The organism is Mycobacterium sp. EPa45 (genome assembly GCF_001021385.1).
In the GTDB taxonomy this organism is placed as follows: domain Bacteria; phylum Actinomycetota; class Actinomycetes; order Mycobacteriales; family Mycobacteriaceae; genus Mycobacterium.
Genome location: NZ_CP011773.1, coordinates 2,415,352 through 2,431,210, shown reverse-complemented (window position 1 = coordinate 2,431,210; position 15,859 = coordinate 2,415,352). Strand labels below are relative to the sequence as shown.

At 64.9% G+C, this 15,859-nt stretch carries 16 protein-coding genes; 9 read left to right on the top strand and 7 right to left on the bottom strand.

Annotation, left to right across the window (positions count from 1 at the left end):
• Positions 1-61 precede the first annotated feature (61 nt).
• The 6 genes from AB431_RS11540 to AB431_RS11510 all read left to right on the top strand — a co-directional run bounded on the left by AB431_RS11540 (position 62) and on the right by AB431_RS11510 (position 6,407).
• Positions 62-829, top strand: a complete 768-nt coding sequence (locus AB431_RS11540) for a hypothetical protein (protein ID WP_047330036.1) — start codon at positions 62-64, stop codon at positions 827-829.
• A 25-nt stretch (positions 830-854) separates the two neighbouring features.
• On the top strand, positions 855-2,003 hold the full coding sequence (locus tag AB431_RS11535; RefSeq protein WP_047330035.1) for a polyprenyl synthetase family protein: 1,149 nt from the start codon (positions 855-857) through the stop codon (positions 2,001-2,003).
• Positions 2,000-2,458 carry a hypothetical protein gene (locus AB431_RS11530; RefSeq protein WP_047330034.1) on the top strand — a complete coding sequence of 153 codons (459 nt, stop codon included), beginning with the start codon at positions 2,000-2,002 and terminating at the stop codon, positions 2,456-2,458. Before AB431_RS11535 ends, AB431_RS11530 begins: the two co-directional genes overlap by 4 nt.
• Before the next feature lie 262 nt (positions 2,459-2,720).
• The gene (locus tag AB431_RS11520) at positions 2,721-3,743 is read left to right on the top strand and encodes a hypothetical protein (protein WP_047330032.1); all 1,023 of its coding nucleotides are present in this window, start codon (positions 2,721-2,723) and stop codon (positions 3,741-3,743) included.
• Positions 3,736-4,140, top strand: coding sequence for a hypothetical protein (locus tag AB431_RS11515; protein ID WP_047330031.1), 405 nt, complete (start codon positions 3,736-3,738; stop codon positions 4,138-4,140). Before AB431_RS11520 ends, AB431_RS11515 begins: the two co-directional genes overlap by 8 nt.
• Positions 4,137-6,407, top strand: a complete 2,271-nt coding sequence (locus tag AB431_RS11510; protein WP_235435883.1) for an FAD-dependent oxidoreductase — start codon at positions 4,137-4,139, stop codon at positions 6,405-6,407. Before AB431_RS11515 ends, AB431_RS11510 begins: the two co-directional genes overlap by 4 nt.
• 758 nt (positions 6,408-7,165) lie before the next feature.
• On the opposite strand, the gene AB431_RS11505 is transcribed toward AB431_RS11510, so the two are convergent.
• The 3 genes from AB431_RS11505 to dapB are packed head-to-tail and all read right to left on the bottom strand — an operon-like array spanning position 7,166 to position 8,807.
• Complete coding sequence (locus AB431_RS11505; protein ID WP_047330030.1) at positions 7,166-7,618, bottom strand: flavodoxin family protein; 453 nt, start codon at positions 7,616-7,618, stop codon at positions 7,166-7,168.
• Positions 7,615-8,076 carry a hypothetical protein gene (locus AB431_RS11500; protein ID WP_047330029.1) on the bottom strand — a complete coding sequence of 154 codons (462 nt, stop codon included), beginning with the start codon at positions 8,074-8,076 and terminating at the stop codon, positions 7,615-7,617. Before AB431_RS11500 ends, AB431_RS11505 begins: the two co-directional genes overlap by 4 nt.
• The gene (gene dapB, locus AB431_RS11495) at positions 8,073-8,807 is read right to left on the bottom strand and encodes a 4-hydroxy-tetrahydrodipicolinate reductase (protein ID WP_047330028.1); all 735 of its coding nucleotides are present in this window, start codon (positions 8,805-8,807) and stop codon (positions 8,073-8,075) included. The genes AB431_RS11500 and dapB overlap by 4 nt, the downstream gene beginning before the upstream one ends.
• A gap of 98 nt (positions 8,808-8,905) precedes the next feature.
• On the opposite strand from dapB, the gene AB431_RS11490 reads away from it, so the two are divergent.
• Both AB431_RS11490 and AB431_RS11485 read left to right on the top strand, forming a co-directional pair.
• A complete protein-coding gene (locus tag AB431_RS11490; RefSeq protein WP_082135648.1) occupies positions 8,906-9,862 on the top strand; it encodes a PE-PPE domain-containing protein in 957 nt (318 codons plus the stop codon).
• Positions 9,863-9,907: 45 nt separating this feature from the next.
• A complete protein-coding gene (locus AB431_RS11485; RefSeq protein WP_047330027.1) occupies positions 9,908-11,245 on the top strand; it encodes an HNH endonuclease signature motif containing protein in 1,338 nt (445 codons plus the stop codon).
• A 7-nt stretch (positions 11,246-11,252) separates the two neighbouring features.
• On the opposite strand, the gene AB431_RS11480 is transcribed toward AB431_RS11485, so the two are convergent.
• Positions 11,253-11,765 carry an Lrp/AsnC family transcriptional regulator gene (locus tag AB431_RS11480; RefSeq protein WP_047330026.1) on the bottom strand — a complete coding sequence of 171 codons (513 nt, stop codon included), beginning with the start codon at positions 11,763-11,765 and terminating at the stop codon, positions 11,253-11,255.
• Positions 11,766-11,858: 93 nt separating this feature from the next.
• Between AB431_RS11480 and ald the strand changes: the two genes are divergently transcribed.
• A complete protein-coding gene (gene ald / locus AB431_RS11475; RefSeq protein ID WP_047330025.1) occupies positions 11,859-12,986 on the top strand; it encodes an alanine dehydrogenase in 1,128 nt (375 codons plus the stop codon).
• 75 nt (positions 12,987-13,061) lie between these two features.
• On the opposite strand, the gene AB431_RS11470 is transcribed toward ald, so the two are convergent.
• From AB431_RS11470 to AB431_RS11460, 3 genes are read right to left on the bottom strand one after another with little or no spacing between them, the layout of a single operon-like run.
• Positions 13,062-13,865: a VOC family protein gene (locus tag AB431_RS11470; protein WP_047330024.1), complete on the bottom strand. Its 804-nt coding sequence runs from the start codon at positions 13,863-13,865 to the stop codon at positions 13,062-13,064.
• A 56-nt stretch (positions 13,866-13,921) separates the two neighbouring features.
• A complete protein-coding gene (bla, locus tag AB431_RS11465) occupies positions 13,922-14,836 on the bottom strand; it encodes a class A beta-lactamase (protein WP_047330023.1) in 915 nt (304 codons plus the stop codon).
• Positions 14,833-15,858 carry a nitronate monooxygenase gene (locus tag AB431_RS11460; RefSeq protein ID WP_082135647.1) on the bottom strand — a complete coding sequence of 342 codons (1,026 nt, stop codon included), beginning with the start codon at positions 15,856-15,858 and terminating at the stop codon, positions 14,833-14,835. Before AB431_RS11460 ends, bla begins: the two co-directional genes overlap by 4 nt.
• Position 15,859 lies beyond the last annotated feature (1 nt).

Here is a 15,859-nt window from a genome sequence, read left to right as displayed (position 1 = left end):
CGCCGATTTCCTCTGCCATGATCGAAGCGAAATAACTACGACTTGTCGGGGGTTCGTAGCCATGTATCTCAGTCCTGAGCGGTTCGCCCTAGCCAACCAGGCCGTCAGTGAGACATTCGCGCAGTGCAGCATTGTCTGGCAATCCATCCCGCACTGGGATACCGGTGACCCCGGTCAGATCAGGGTGCCAGACGGAAAATACAACTTCCCAGGGTTCATAGCCCTGACTATGAAGCAAAAGAAGTTCCTCGTAAGTCTTGCCCAGGCGAATGGGCCTACTCCTGACGCGTTGCTCACCGAAGTAATGGCTGTGGCCAAGGTGCTCGCAAGGAAATTCGACAACGCCATCTTGCCCCAGCTCTACTACAACGCTCACTGGCTCTTGAAGACTGACGACACCGCACCCAATCTGCTGAACCAGCTCATCAAGGCCCGTGCGCATGTCGAGAATGGCGGGTATCGAGCGCCGTCCTGCCTGATCACCAATACCGAAGGGCTCACACACCTCAGCCAGTTTTACGGCGGCGACTCAATACTGGATTCGCTGCTCACTGCGGGGCATATCAACGCACTGCACCGAACCTCCAAGCTCGCCGGAAATGGCAAGCACACGCGAATCGTCGTGCTGGGCCGTCGGCGACGGATCCCGCAGGGCGCAGCACCGGAGGCATCGCCCGGTGAAGAGCCGGTCGATGTCGCAATCAGCGTTGCACCGAGTCTTGAAATCGACGGCGAAACCTACTTGGGCAAGATACAGCTCACTGCGCGGATCCGGTACGCGCTGAGGATCACGGATGACCGCGGTCTCGTCAGAATTCGCGAGCCCTAAGCCATTCGCCGGCGGACCGAATCCGATGGCGGCCCGCCCCCTCGACGACTATCTGGCGTTGTGCAAGGACGCGTGCGACGGTGAAATCGCGCGGCTCTACGGTCCGGGCGAGCGCGAAAAAGGCGGCCTCTACGACCTGATCCTCGATTACCCGTTACGGGGTGGGAAGGCGCTGCGGCCGGCGCTGAGCATCGCGGCATGTCTCGGACTTGGTGGCCACCTCGAAGCAGTGCTGCCGACGGCGGCCACATTGGAGCTCTACCACAACGCGTTTCTGATCCACGATGACATCGAGGACGAATCGTGGTGGCGGCGTGGGAAACCCACGCTTCACATCGACCACGGCGTCCCGATCGCCATCAACGTCGGCGACGCCATGCTTTCGCTGTCACTGCAACCGCTGCTCGACAATGTTGAACGAGTGGGACTCGGACCTGCGCTGCGCATTCTGCGGGCGGTCGCCAAGATGACTCGGCTGACCGTCGACGGACAGGCATTGGAGCTCGAGTGGGTGCGGTCCAACAGTTGGCGGCTCAACGACGCCGACTACTTGAAGATGGTGGAACTGAAAACCAGTTGGTACACGTTCATCACTCCCCTGCAAGCCGGCGCGATCGCCGCCGGGGCGGGGCCGGAGCGCATGGAGCCGTTGGAGTCTTTCGGCCGGTATCTCGGCGCGGCCTTCCAGATAACGGATGACTTGCTCAACCTGCGTGGCGACCCGCAGGAGTACGGCAAGGAGATCGGCGGAGATCTTTGGGAGGGCAAGCGAACCCTGATGCTCTTGCACGCATTGCGGCATGCCGAACCGCAAGACCAGGCTCAGGTCGTCGCGATCCTGGCCAAGCGACGCCCCAGCGCGGACGGTGAACTCGGGTTGACCGAACTCCTCGACGCACTGACGACGCGAGGGCACTTGTCGGAGTCGGGGCGGGCCGAACTGGAAGCGCGACTGCAGGGGCACCAGCCGACGGAGTGCAAAGGCATAGACGAGATTCGCTGGCTCTACGAACTGATGCACGACGTCGGCTCGCTGCGGCACGCCCGGGACGTCGCCGCCGACCATGCCGAGAAGGCGGCCGCCGTGCTGGCGAGTCTGGACTGGTTTCCCCACAGCCGCCACCGGGACGTGCTGGCCGATCTCGTGGATTACGTACATGGGCGGACGCGATGAGCCCCGAAGAGATGGCCGGCATGCTCGCCGAGCTCGAGAGGGTCCGCGAACTCACCCTCGATCTCATCGAACACGCGACACCGCAGTTGCATCCGCCGCGACCTGAGGATGCCGATGGGCCGCAGCGGGCGGTGTTCGACCTGTTACTGGGCGCACGACGCGCGGTGCTCGGCAACCCCGCGGCGGCGCGGCGGCTGCATGACGTCCTTGTCGCCGAGGGGCATCGCTACGCGCAAACCCCCCGCGGGGCTCGGTTGCGCGACGGGCTGGTTGCTTCTGAGTCGGTGGAGAACTTGCGCCGCGTCTGGGAGATGGTAAGTCTCAACGTTCTCGGCGGTCCCGCAGCACCGAGCGGAACCCCGGACGCCTGGGCCGATCTGCTGGTCGATGTCGTCGTAGGCCAAGGCCTCGACGATTCGATCCTGGCCCGGTTGCGGCCCGAGGGGTTCGCATGACGCTCAACGATCCTCACGAAGCACTCGCAGACAGGAGCGATTTCATCGGGTACCTAGTCGGTCTCGCAGGTTTGGCCGACATGGTCCGCTCGCTCGCCGCTGAAGGCGACCGTCACGCTCGCCCCGCCCGCGACTGCGACGACTTCGTGTACGCATTACTCGGGCTCGCGAGCACGGGGGCAGCGATCCAGCGAATGGCCAACTCCCCGAGCACATCGCATAAACCGACCCTCGAGGTCGCCGCGACAGCGAGGTTTCTGCGATGACCTTGATGCTCGCCCGCAGCGATTTTTTACGGACGCCGGTACTGGCAACCGCCCGGCCCGCCTGGTTCAAGGAATGGCACCACTTCGTGATCCACGGGCACGGCGTCCGGGTGCTCATCAACTTCAGCCTCAATAACGAGGTGTTCGACGCCGACGAAGTCCGGCTCGCGCCACGCGTCATCGTGATCGCGTACGACCAGAACTGGACCGGCGCCATCGAGCGATTCGATGCGCACGCAGTCGACCTCTCGGCCGATCTGGGCGAGCTGACGATCGGCGGCAACCGGATGGCCGTGCAATCGGACGGCTACCGTGTGTCAATCAGTTTGCCGGACAAGCAGATCCGGGGCGAAGTGCACTTCACCCCGACAAGCCAGCCGTTCGTCGTCCGCAACGAGCCGGCGGGTGATGGCCGAATCAGCTGGCTGTTCGTACCAAGATTGCGCGCGCAGGGCTGGCTCCAAATCGGCGGCCGACAGCACCGCTTCGAGGACGACCTCGCCTACCACGACCACAACTGGGGTCGATTCCGGTGGGGCGATGATTTCGGTTGGACCTGGGGAACGATCTTGCCCACCGGCTCCACGGACCCGTGGTCGATGGTGTTCGTGGAGATCACGGACCGGAACTGGCTGCGGTCTATTTCTCGCTCACTCTATGTGTGGCATCATGACGAGCCGGCCGCGATATTCCGGCACGCGGCGGTACAGACACTTTCGTGCGGCAGATTCAGCCGCCCGGCCGATTGCACTCTACCGCCACCGATGCGGCTACTGCTCGACGGCGAGGTACCCGGTGTCCCCGAGCGAATCGACATCACGGCGAACCGCGCGGGCGATACGGTGCGCGCTGAGTTCCACTCACGTTCCTACGCCCGACTGGCGCAACCAAGCGAAGTGCGTCTTGACCGGTCGATCGTACTCTGTGAAACCGACGGCACCGTCCGGGCGAGCGGCACGATCAGGGGCGAGGCCTTCGATTTTGTCGGCACCGGTGTATTCGAGTTCCTCTATGGCTGAACCGGTTTCGTCGATTCTTCGCCGCTCAGTCGAGCATCTCAAGGAAGATGTCCCCGGCAGCTACCGACTGCTGGTGGCCAACCTCGGTCCACTCGTCGTCGAACTCGTCATCGGTGATGAGGTGTTCTCGATCCGCGGTGGTGAACATATTGAGGTGTCGGACGGTTCGATGCAGGCGGTCAACGTCCGAATTGCCACCTCCCGAGCCGCCATCCTCGATCTGATCGACGCCAGGACCGAGCTCCACGAGGCCGTGGAGGCAGGCACGGTTGCGGTTCACGGCTCGCTCGATGACGTCCAACGCGCTCATGCCTCGTTGCAGGCGTACGTACATGCCGCGGTCAGAGCGGCAAGCGTGCCCGCGCTGCTGTCGGACCTGAGGGCAGGGACGCCATGACCGACGGCATCACGACACCGGCGTCCTGCAAACGACGTCCGACCGTAGCGGTGATCGGCGCCGGCATCGCGGGGTTGACCGCCGCTCAGGAACTTGCCGAGCGGGGCTTCATCGTCACGGTGTACGAGGCGGAACGCGACGAACGTAACGGGTTGGGCCCCAAGTCTGACGGCGCATACCCGCCCGTCAAGCTCGGCGGCCTTGCCGCGTCTCAATATTCGACCGTCGGTACACGAGACGGAAGCCAAGCTGAGTTGCGGCCCTTTCCTGGGCGGCTGGGCCACCCACCTGCGCCCGGGCGTGCGGTGGCGGGCGAGCACGGCTTCCGCTTCTTCCCCGCGTATTACCTACACATCTGGGACATGTTCCAGCGCATCCCGGTGTACCAGAACACACATCGGGCCGACGGCACGTCCCATTGGACACCGACCTCACGGACCGTCTATGACAACGTGCGGCGGGTTGTCACCCAGGGCGCCACTGCCGACGGCGAGCCCTCACTCATCTTTCCCCGCGAACTTCCGCGCAGCCCCGCCGAATTCCTCAGTATTCTAACGCAACTCACAACGTTCGGGTTCGCCCCGACAGACGTCGCAACCTACGAGAGCAGGCTGCTTCGCTACCTAGTTACGAGCCCGATACGGCGCGCGTTTGAATTGCAGAACGTCTCGGCTTACGACTTCTTCGTCGGACACGACCCCCAAACCGGGACGGACAGATACTCCTACACACCGCGATGCGACAAGCTATTGCGGCAGATGCCAAGGGTTTTGGTCGCCCTCGACTCACGCTGGGGTGACGCGCGTACAAATCTCAGCACTAACCTGCAGCTGTACCTGAGCATGGACCGCCGCGACAATAAAGCCGACGGCGTGCTCAATGGTCCCACCACCGAGTCGTGGTTCGACCATTGGTACCACCATCTCCTCGCACTCGGCGTCCGCTTCGTCCATACGGCGGCGATCCGACTTGACCCACCGGCGCTCGACCCGAAGTACCCACCCCATCTGCGGCCACGTGCGCAGATCACGTTCGCCAACGGCACCCGGGTGACTGCGGATTACACGGTCGTCGCCGTCGATGCACCCGCGGCCGAATACCTCGCAGCCGCATTGCACGCCGGAGGCACGGGCGGTACCGCGGCCAAGCTGGAGGGTTTCACCACCACAGCTCCGCCACCTGATGGCCCGTTGCAGCCGCGCGCCACCCGACCACAACAATGGCGGGATCCCTACTCGATGGACGAGCTGGGGCGAGTGCCATGGGATCGGTTCCAAACACTGTGTGGGATCCAGTATTACTTCGATACGGAGTTTCAACTGGTCCGAGGGCACATGCTGTACGTAGGTAGCCCGTGGGGACTGTCGTCGGTCAATCAGACTGGATTGTGGGAGAAGCGACCAATTCTGGACCGCGACGGCCATGTCTCGGTGCTGTCGGTCGACATCGGGGATTTCAATACCCCGTCTCCGTACGTGGTCGACGAGTCCGGTCAAGCAAAGGCGGCACGCGACTGCACGCCCGACGAGATTGCCTCGGAGGTGTGGCGTCAGATCACCACCGCGCTGGCCGGCGATTCGGGATCGGGTGGACAAGGGGTCGTGCCGAGCCCGATGTGGTACGCGCTCGATCGCGGTCTCGTCATGGCGGGCGGACCGGGTCAGGGCCAAGGCCGGGTGGTCCGCAACAAAACTCCGTACCTGGTCCCTATCGTGGGAGATTGGGGCAACCGACCCAGCGCTGAGCCGTGGAATCCGCACGGAACGTCATGGAGTTTCATACCTCCTGAGGAGGTGTGGCTCAATAACCTTCAGCACGCCAACGTCTGGCAAGCGCGCCATGGCGGCTATCAAGTGCACAACAATTCGGTGGTCTTCGCCGGCACGTGGAACAAGACGTTTACTCGATTGACGTCGATGGAGGCCGCGTGCGAGTCGGGCCGCCATGCGGTCAATGCCATTCTCGACCACTACATCTGGGTCGAATCAGGTGGCATCGACCGCCGGGAGAAGAGCCCGCCGCTGGAGTGGGTATTCCCGTACGGTTTCCTCGATCAGAGCCTGTCGAGTCCAATCCGGATGCCGACACCGGCCGGTGATTACTGCTATGTGTTCGACATCGAGAACCGTGAGCCGGCCGACACACGCCCTCTCCGCAACCTCGATTCAGAATTTTGCCAGCGGTCACTGCCGCATCCACTGGACATGGTGGCTCCCTACCCGCTCGGTATCTCCACACCTTTCCCGACCGCACCAGCAGGAGGTTAAAATGTTCACACCTTCACCGGATTACCTGCAGCAACTGCTCGCCTATCTTCAAGCAGGGCAACAGCTTCTGCAGCAATGGGCGAGTTTGGCGGGTGGCTCTCCGCCTGCCGCCAACTCGTTCATGCCGCCAGCCGCGTCGGCGGTTGGACAGCCCGTGTCAACCACGCCCTTCCCAGCACAGCCCGCGCCGTCCGCTCCGGACTATGCACAACAGCTGTTCAGCTACCTTCAGGCGTGGCGGCAGCATCTCGAGCAGCTAGCGGGCACCTCACCGGGGTCTGCCCAGACGTCCGCCGCGGCACCGTTTTTCGGCGGCGGAGGGCAGACGGCTCACTTGCCTCATCACGGTGGCGGATCAGACATCCCAACGAAGCCCGACGACAACGCCGGTAGCAAGAGCAACATGTTGAAAGACCAGAGTTCGGGTCCGACGCCGCCGCCGGAGGTCGTGGCGGTCGGACCCGCCTTGCGAAATTCATCGCAAGCACCTGGTTCGGAACAGCCGCAGATACTAATTCCGCCCTTCATGGATATCGGAAACCAGGTCGACCGCCTCGGCCAGGAGATCCCCGGCGTGGACTCGGTCGCATCGCCGGTACGGGCAGCGGCCGCGCGACAGCGATCAGACACAGCTATCCCGCAACGAGGTACGGCTTTCCAAAGTGCGATAAATCGCCTTGGACCCGCCTCTGTGCAACCGATCAGGGCGCAAACACTCTTTTCGCAGGGGTTTGACAGACCCTCGGGCTAAGCCCAATTCACTCCATCAGTTCAGCAGCAACCGTCGCGCCGAGATTCCAGCACGCCTCGACGTCACCCTTGGTCGGCTTGCCCGACACGATGACCGTCTCCGCGGCCCGCACCCAGCCCAGTCCCGCGGTGATGCCGTCGATGGCCCGTTCGGCTCCCTCGGTGCCCTCGTTGCCGTGCAGGTAGACCCCGAACGGGCGCCCGCGGGTGGAGTCCAGAATCTGGTAGTACGACTGGTCGAACGCATGCTTCAGCGCACCGCTGATGTAGCCGAGGTTGGCCGGCGTACCCAACAGATAGCCGTCGGCTTCGAGCATGTCGGTGGCCGAGCACGTCAGTGCCGCCCGACGCACCACCTCGACACCCTCGATGTCGGGATCGGTCGCACCGGATAACACCGCCTCGAACATTTCCTGGCAGTGCGGCGACGGCGTGTGGTGCACCATCAGTAGACGCTTCATATTGGCGACTCCGCTTGCAGGGCAACAGCTTTGCGCATGGTCTCACGAGCCCGACCGCGGTCGCCGGCATAGTCGTAGGCTCGTGCGAGCCGGTACCACCGCTGCCAGTTGTCCGGGTCGGCTTCCACTTCGGCTCGCACGGTGTCGAACAGCGCGTCGGCGGCATTGCGCTCAATGCGGCCCGACGGCGTGCGCGGCAACTGGCTCACGTCGAGTTCCATCCCGGCCTCGACGGCCAGCCGGGCCAACCGCTGATGGGCGAACCCGGCCCGCAACGTCGCGACCATTGCCCACGCCCCGATGACCGGAAGGATCAGCACGCCGATGCCGAGTGCGACCGCAACCGGCGTGCCGGTGGCGATCAGCGTGATCCCCGTCCGGCCCAATAGCAGGAAGTAGACCACCAGGGCCACACACAGGAGGCCGATCAGCAGTTGGATGCGCAGGGCTGCATTCACAGGTCGAGCAGCGGTTCGATTCCGATGGTGAGGCCGGGCCGGGCAGCGATCTGGCGGACGGCAAGCAGCACGCCCGGCACGAATGATGTGCGGTCGAGGCTGTCGTGCCGGATGGTCAGCGTCTCCCCCAGGGTGCCGAACAACACCTCCTGGTGCGCGACGAGTCCGGTCAACCGAATGGAGTGCACCGGCACGCCGTCCACGTCGGCGCCGCGGGCACCTTCCAGGCCGGTGCTGGTGGCATCGGGGTTGGGCGGCAGATCTTTTCGCGCTTCGGCGATCAAGCGCGCGGTTCGGGTAGCGGTCCCCGACGGGGCGTCAGCCTTGTGCGGATGGTGCAATTCGATCACTTCTACGGACTCGAAGTAGGGCGCGGCTTTCTGCGCGAAGTGCATCGACAGCACGGCGCCGATGGCGAAGTTCGGGGCGATCAGCACTGCGGATTCGGGCTTGTCTGCCAGCCAAGTGCGAACGGTGTCGATCCGCTCATCGGTGAAGCCGGTGGTGCCGACGACGGCGTGGATTCCGTTGTCGATGAGGAACTTCAGGTTGTCCATCACCACATCGGGATGGGTGAAGTCGATGACCACCTCGGTGTCGCTGTCGGTCAACAGCGACAGCGCATCACCGGCGTCGACTTCAGCGCTCAGCGTCAGGTCGTCGGCGTCCCGCACGGCCTCGCACATGGTGGTTCCGACTTTGCCTCTGGCTCCCAGGACCGCAACTCGCATACCAGCAGCTTATCGAGGCGCCTTTACGCCGGCTCAATGCGCCATTCATCACCCACCGGGGGTTGCCAGGTCCTACCATTCCCCTTGGGGAGGTCGGGATGTTCAAACACGTTGGATTGGCCGCAGCAATGAGTGCCGCGTTGATCGCGGCAGCTCCGGTGAGCAACGCGGCAACAGTTCTCACCCTCGAGGGCGGCTTCGTCGGCATGCAGCATATTTGGCATTTTGTGCCGACACAGCTGCAGGGTGACCTGTGTAAGTCGCCCAATCACTGCCAGCCGGTCGACTATTTCGCGTTTCCTGTCGGCACGTTCACCGATCAGGGAGCAACAAACGTCCAGCAGGCCATCGCGGCGCTGCCCGCCGACGAGCAAATCGTGCTGTTCGGCCACAGCCAGGGTGGACAGGTTGTCTACTCCGATCTACGACGGTTTGCCGCCGACCCGGCCAACGCGCCGGACCCGAGCCGCCTGACCTGGGTGTCCATCGGCAACCCGGAGAATCCGTACGGCGGCCGGCGACCCAAGACCGAGAGCTCGACGCAACCGTGGCTGCCACCGGACACCGCCTACACGGGCACCGAGGTCATCCGGCAATACGACGGCTGGGCCGACTGGCCGGACGACACGTCCAATCTGCTTGCGGTGGCCAATGCGTTCGCCGGGATGTTCTCCATCCACACCGACTATCGCAACGTCAATCTCGACGACCCCAGTTACTCGCGTTTCACACCTGATGTGGCGGGGCAGCCCGGCAACGTCACGTATGTCTGGGTGCCGACCAAAACGCTGCCCTTGATCGCGTGGGCGGGCCCGTTCGCCCCAGCGTTGGACAAACAACTTCGGCCGATCATCGAGAAGGCCTATCACCGGCCGGTTGACATTGTCGATCCGAATGCTCCGTCGTCAGCCGCGATTCAACCGGCTCGGTCCGCCGCGGCACCGACGAGGTCGGCGGCGTCGAGCAAGCGCTCCGCCGCCAAGGCTGCCACCACCGCACCAACGAGCCGGACCAAGGCGAAATCCTCCACCGCGTCGTCCGCTCGTCGCCACTGACCAGCCCGGCCGTCCTTGTCGGTGGCCCGGCGTAGTCTTTCGAACATGCGTTCGATAGATGGGGTGCTGGCGACGCTCGGCGGTGACGTCGAGGCCCTGGCCACGCTTGATATCGAGGCGTTGTCTCCGCCCGAGCGGTTCGCGGTTGTGGAGCAGTTGGAGACGCTGCGGCGCGTGCTGACGGCGGTGTCCCTGGCCTGGGTGGGCCGACTGGAGCGATTCGAGGGCTGCCCCCCGGTGGGCATCACGCTGGCCGATGTACTGCGGATCAGTCCCCGGGAGGCCAAGCGGCGCATCCGCGATAGTGAGCAGCTGGCTCCGCGGCGGGCGTTGACCGGGGAACCGTTGGCACCGCAGTTGCCCGCGACCTCGACGGCGTGGGCAGCAGGGCAGCTCGACAACGAGCACCTGCGGGTCATCCAGAAGTTCTTCCGCGACCTGCCCGATCACGTGCCGCCCGCCGAGGTGGAGAAGGCCGAACGTTCATTGGCGCACAAGGCGGCGGTTCTGCGCCCGGACCAGCTGGAGAAAGTCGCCCACCGACTGGCCCTGCACCTGAACCCTGATGGCACGTTCTCGGATGAAGACCGGGCCCGCAGACGCGGATTCGTGTGGTGTGGCGGCCAAGGCGTTGATGGCATGAGCGTTGGCCGCCTGGTCGCCGACCCGGAGTTGCGCTCGGAACTCGACGCTTGGTTCTCGAAGTTCGCTGCCCCCGGTGTATGCAACCCCGCCGACGACAACCCGACGGTAGACCCGTCCGAGGAGCTGGTCCAACGGGATCTACGCAGCCATGGCCAACGCCGGCATGACGCTCTCAAAGCCCTGGTGCGCGGACAGCTCGGGAATCCGAAGTTCGGTCAGCACAACGGGTTACCCGTGACAGTCATCGTCTCGGCAACTCTGCAGGACATTCAAGCCAAGACCGGCCAGGCGGTGACCGCCGGGGGCACACTGCTGCCGATGCGGGACCTGATCCGCATGAGCGCACATGCCTACCATTACCTCGCGCTGTTCGACGGGCAGGATGGGCGCGCACTGTGGTTGGGCCGCACCAAACGCATCGCGTCCGCCGACCAACGAATCATGTTGCACGCCAAAGACCGCGGCTGCACCAGACCCGGGTGTGACGCACCCGGGTACCACAGCGCGGTGCACCACGCCACCAAGGACTGGAAAAGCGGTGGCGCAACCGACGTCGACGACCTCACGCTGGCCTGCCCACCCGACAACCAACTCGTCGAAACCGGCGGCTGGACCACCCGAAAACGCCCCGACGGCACCACCGAATGGATCCCGCCACCGGGGCTGCCGATGCTGCATGGCGGCACCAACGATTACCACCACCCCGAACGGCTGGCCGGGGATGACGACGCGGCCTGACGCCGACCTACAGCGGTGCGGCGCCGCGCAGGTGCTCGAAGATCAACGACGTCTGCGTGCCGGATACATCGGCGTCGGCGTTGAGGTTTTCGACGACGAACGACCGCAAGTCATCGGTGTCACGGGCGGCCACGTGAATGATGAAATCGTCGGCGCCGGCCAGGAAGTAGACATCCATCACCTGCGGCTTGCGCCGAATCTGCTGGATGAAGCTGAGAATCTTGCCGCGGGCGTTGGCTTGCAGGGTCACCGAGATCATGGCTTGCAGCGACAACCCGATCGCGGCTGGATCGATATCGGTGTAGAAGCCGCGGATCACCCCGATGTCCTGCAGCCGACGTACCCGGCCGTGACAGGTCGACGGCGCGATTCCGACCGCGTCGGCCAGCGCACTGTTGGAGATTCGCGCGTCGGCATGCAGCGCCGCGAGGATCCGCCGATCGACATCGTCGAGGTCGGCCCGAACATCCTTCGGAACAGGCGTCGCGCGGACAGCGGATGTCGTCGATCCTTCGGTCATGGCGGCATTCTATCGAATCTTCGTCATCATGATTGCGATCACATCGAATGTTCTTCACAATTGGTGGGGGCAAATCCAAGTCAAGGAGCGATCATGCGCGTCGGCATCCCGACGGAGATCAAGAACAACGAATACCGCGTCGCGATCACCCCGGCCGGCGTTTCCGAGCTGGTCCGCCGTGGCCACGACGTCATCGTCCAGGCCGGCGCCGGCGAAGGATCGGCCATCCACGACGCCGACTTCAAGGCAGCCGGTGCGCAGATCATCAACGGTGCCGAACAGGTGTGGGCCGAGGCCGACCTGCTGCTGAAGGTCAAGGAACCCATCGAGGCCGAGTACTCGCGCATGCGCAAGGACCAGACCCTCTTCACCTACCTGCACCTGGCGGCGTCGCGGCCGTGCACCGACGCCCTGCTCGCGTCGGGCACCACGTCGATCGCCTACGAGACGGTGCAGACCACCGGATCAGACGGGTCGGTGGCGCTTCCCCTCCTGGCTCCCATGAGCGAGGTGGCCGGCCGGCTTTCCGCACAGGTCGGCGCCTACCACTTGATGCGTACCCAGGGCGGTCGCGGTGTACTGATGGGCGGCGTTCCCGGCGTCGCCCCGGCGAAGGTCGTCGTGATCGGCGGCGGAATGGCCGGCGACAACGCCGCTGCCGTCGCCTGGGGTATGGGCGCACACGTCACCGTGTTCGACCTCAACATCAACATCCTGCGAAAGATCGACGCCGAATACGGTGGCGCCATCGAGACCCGGTACTCCTCGCGACTCGACCTCGAGGACGCCGTCAAGCAGGCCGACCTCGTCATCGGTGCCGTGCTGGTACCGGGCGCCAAGGCACCCAAACTGGTCACCAATGCGACTGTGGCACAGATGAAGCCGGGCGCGGTTCTGGTCGACATCGCCATCGACCAGGGCGGCTGCTTCGAGGACTCCAAGCCCACCACGCACGACAACCCGACCTTCATGGTGCACGACGCGGTGTTCTACTGCGTGGCCAACATGCCCGGCGCAGTCCCGCGCACGTCGACCTACGCACTGACCAACGCCACCATGCCCTACGTGATCAAGCTGGCCGACAAGGGTTGGCGGGACGCGTGCGTGTCCGACCCGGCTTTGGCCAAGGGCTTGTCGACCCACCACGGACAACTGCTCAACCACGAGGTCGCCCACGACCTGGATCTGGCCTACACCGATCCGGCCGGCCTGCTGGCCTGAAAATTCTTGTGAGTCAATAGCTCACCGCCACACAGCGGACCGGGACAGCTTCTTAGCGTCCCGGTTCGTTGACGTTCAGGGCCGGGACATACCCTCCGGCGGATGCCCTAGGCAGATCAGCGCGCCCAGCGGATCTCTGATCACGGCGAGGGTGCCGTAGGGGGTGTCCTCCCCGGGCATCAAGATCTCCGCGCCCAGCGCCTCGGCCTGCTTGACTGTCGCGGCCACATCGTCGACGGTGATGTATACCTGCCAGAACGACGGCACCTCGGCCGGAAAAAGCTTGGCCGCGTCCATGATTCCCGAATACGCACTCTCCCCGACGAAGACCTGCCCATAACGGTCTGGCCCGACGGCCTCCGGGTCTCCACCGGTTCCGATCTCTTCAATCCGAGCGCCGAGAACCGCTTGATAGAACGCCACTGACGTCTCGAAGTCCTTGCTCTGGCATTCGAACCAGTACGGCGTGCCGTGCTCACCCCATTCCGTGAACCCCGGGTGTGTGCCGGGTTGCCAGAATCCGATGACGGCGCCGGCCGGGTCGGCGACAACCATCATCGAACCCAGGTCGCCGACCGCCATCGGGGGCACCATCACCGTCGCCCCTGCCGCCTCCGCGGCCGCGACGGTGGCAGTGCCGTCGGAGGTGTGCAAGTACACCGACCAGATGTTGGCCGGGCCATCGCCCATCGGCGGGATCAGCCCCGCGACCCGCTTACCGTTGCGGGTGAAGTTCTGATAGCCGCCGAACTCCGGATTGGCCGGCCCCTCGAGGTGCCAGCCGAAGATCTGCTGGTAGAAATCCGCAGCGCGCACGGGATCGCTGCTCATCAGGTCGAACCAGATAGGCGCCCCGACGGGGGCGGCGTAGTCACTCACGATGAATCCTTTCGGCTGGTTTCTTCCCTAGGACTGACACCCTCTGCGAGCGAAACTCATCGCGGCTGTGTGACCTCCGGCAACACCAGAGTCGCCACCTCGGCGATGAGCGGGCGCAGCGGCTCGGCACGCGCGTCGTCGGACTTGGTACGGGTCATGATCGCCAGCAGGACGTGTTCGCCGTTGGGTCCGAATGCGATCCCGACGTCGTTGGTGCTGGCGTAGTCACCGGACCCGGTCTTGTCGGCCGTCGTCCAGCGCGGCGGTAGACCGCCTCGCATGCTCGAGGTCGTGTTGGCCCGCATCCAGTCTTCGAGCTGTTTGCGGTGCGGCTCGTCGAGGACATCACCGGTGAGCACCCTCGCGATACCGCCGCCAAGTGCGCGGGGCGTGCTGGTGTCGCGAGGATCGTCCGGAAGGGCCGAGTTCAGCTCGGCCTCCCAGCGGTCCAGCCGGCTGCGATCATCACCGATCGATCGGGCGAACGCGGTGATCGCCGGCGGCCCGCCGATGGTGCGCAACAACAGGTTCGCCGCGGTGTTGTCGCTGACCTGCAGAGCGGCCGCGCACAGATCCGAAAGCGCCATCCGCTGACCGACATTCGGCTCGGTGCGGGGGGAATTCGGCTTCAGATCCGCCGGCTCGACCAGCACGCTGTCGGTCAACAGCAACTCCCCCGCCTGAGCCTTCTGCAGCACCCGGGCCGAGAGATAGGCCTTGAACGTCGAACACATCGCGAACAGGTCGCCGTCGCGATACGCCACCTCGGTTTTCGAATCGAGGTTCTGCGCATACAGGCCGACGACGGCGTTGTGTCGCTTTTCCAGAGCGGCGATCCGCTGCCCGACCGGTGGCAGCGGCTCGGCCGGGTCGCTGAGGGTCGGATGCGTGGGCACCGTCCTGCTACCGCATGCCGCGACGAAAGTCAGCGCCGCACCGGCTACCAGAAATCGTCGGCGCGGCAGACTCATCCAGCGTCACCGGCCAATGCCGCGACGATATCGGCGGCGCTGCCCGCGCTGATCTGCCGCCACGACGTTCCCGCCCACAGATTCGTGCCGTGCGGGTCACCGGCGGCGACCGCGGCGCGACGCAAAGGACCGGTCATCTGGTTGACCTCCGGATATCCCAGCGGCGCCACATCGTCATAGCGGTCGGTGAAGTTGTTGGCCAGCCCGCGCGCATACCGTCCCGAAAATGCCCGCGTCACCACGGTTTCGGTGAAGTTCGCATCGGTCAGCGCGCCGCGATGGGCGGCGTTGGTGCCGGCCTCGTCGGCCAGCAGGAACGCGGTGCCGGCCTGCGCCGCGGCGGCTCCGCCATCGAGCACGCGACGGACATCCGCCGCGCTGGAAAGACCGCCCGCGGCGATCACCGGCAGGTCGTGCGCCGCGACGATCGCGGCCAGCAGTGAATCGAGCGGGTCTTCGCCGGGCCGGGCGACGGGATCGAACGTTCCCCGATGCCCGCCTGCCTCTGGGCCTTGCACCACCAGAGCGTCGGCACCGGCAGCTACCGCCACGCCCGCCTCGTCCAGGCTGGTAACGGTGACTGCGACCAGGACGCCCCGATCACGCAGCCGGGCAATGACTTCGGGCGATGGGCAGCCGAAGGTGAACGAGGCGACTTCCGGGGCGGCGTCGGCGACCACGTCGAGTTTGGCCTGCCAGGCGTCGTCGTCGGCGTGCGGCTGCGGAATCTCAGCGCCGTAGTGTTCGGCCAGCGGCGCCAGCTGTTCGCGGTAGCGCTCGAGCGCGTCGGGAGTCGCCGCCGAAGGGCCTGGCACAAAGAGATTCACGCCGATCGGCGCCGAGGTCAGGGCCCGAGCTCCGCCGATGATCTCGGCGAATTTATCCGCAGTCAGATAGCCGGCCGCCACGAATCCCAGGCCGCCGGCGTTGGACACCGCTGCCGCCAGGGCGGGCGTGCTCGGACCGCCTGCCATTGGTGCACCGAGAATGGGTACCGCCAAGTCCTGCAGGCGAAACGACACG

Bases quoted from the DNA above. Each gene is read 5' to 3' on its own strand.
- AB431_RS11540 (WP_047330036.1), top strand. From the start codon at position 62: ATGTATCTCAGTCCTGAGCGGTTCGCCCTAGCCAACCAGGCCGTCAGT.
- AB431_RS11535 (WP_047330035.1), top strand. From the start codon at position 855: ATGGCGGCCCGCCCCCTCGACGACTATCTGGCGTTGTGCAAGGACGCG.
- AB431_RS11530 (WP_047330034.1), top strand. From the start codon at position 2,000: ATGAGCCCCGAAGAGATGGCCGGCATGCTCGCCGAGCTCGAGAGGGTC.
- AB431_RS11520 (WP_047330032.1), top strand. From the start codon at position 2,721: ATGACCTTGATGCTCGCCCGCAGCGATTTTTTACGGACGCCGGTACTG.
- AB431_RS11515 (WP_047330031.1), top strand. From the start codon at position 3,736: ATGGCTGAACCGGTTTCGTCGATTCTTCGCCGCTCAGTCGAGCATCTC.
- AB431_RS11510 (WP_235435883.1), top strand. From the start codon at position 4,137: ATGACCGACGGCATCACGACACCGGCGTCCTGCAAACGACGTCCGACC.
- AB431_RS11505 (WP_047330030.1), bottom strand. From the start codon at position 7,618: ATGAAGCGTCTACTGATGGTGCACCACACGCCGTCGCCGCACTGCCAG.
- dapB (WP_047330028.1), bottom strand. From the start codon at position 8,807: ATGCGAGTTGCGGTCCTGGGAGCCAGAGGCAAAGTCGGAACCACCATG.
- AB431_RS11490 (WP_082135648.1), top strand. From the start codon at position 8,906: ATGTTCAAACACGTTGGATTGGCCGCAGCAATGAGTGCCGCGTTGATC.
- AB431_RS11485 (WP_047330027.1), top strand. From the start codon at position 9,908: ATGCGTTCGATAGATGGGGTGCTGGCGACGCTCGGCGGTGACGTCGAG.
- AB431_RS11480 (WP_047330026.1), bottom strand. From the start codon at position 11,765: ATGACCGAAGGATCGACGACATCCGCTGTCCGCGCGACGCCTGTTCCG.
- ald (WP_047330025.1), top strand. From the start codon at position 11,859: ATGCGCGTCGGCATCCCGACGGAGATCAAGAACAACGAATACCGCGTC.
- bla (WP_047330023.1), bottom strand. From the start codon at position 14,836: ATGAGTCTGCCGCGCCGACGATTTCTGGTAGCCGGTGCGGCGCTGACT.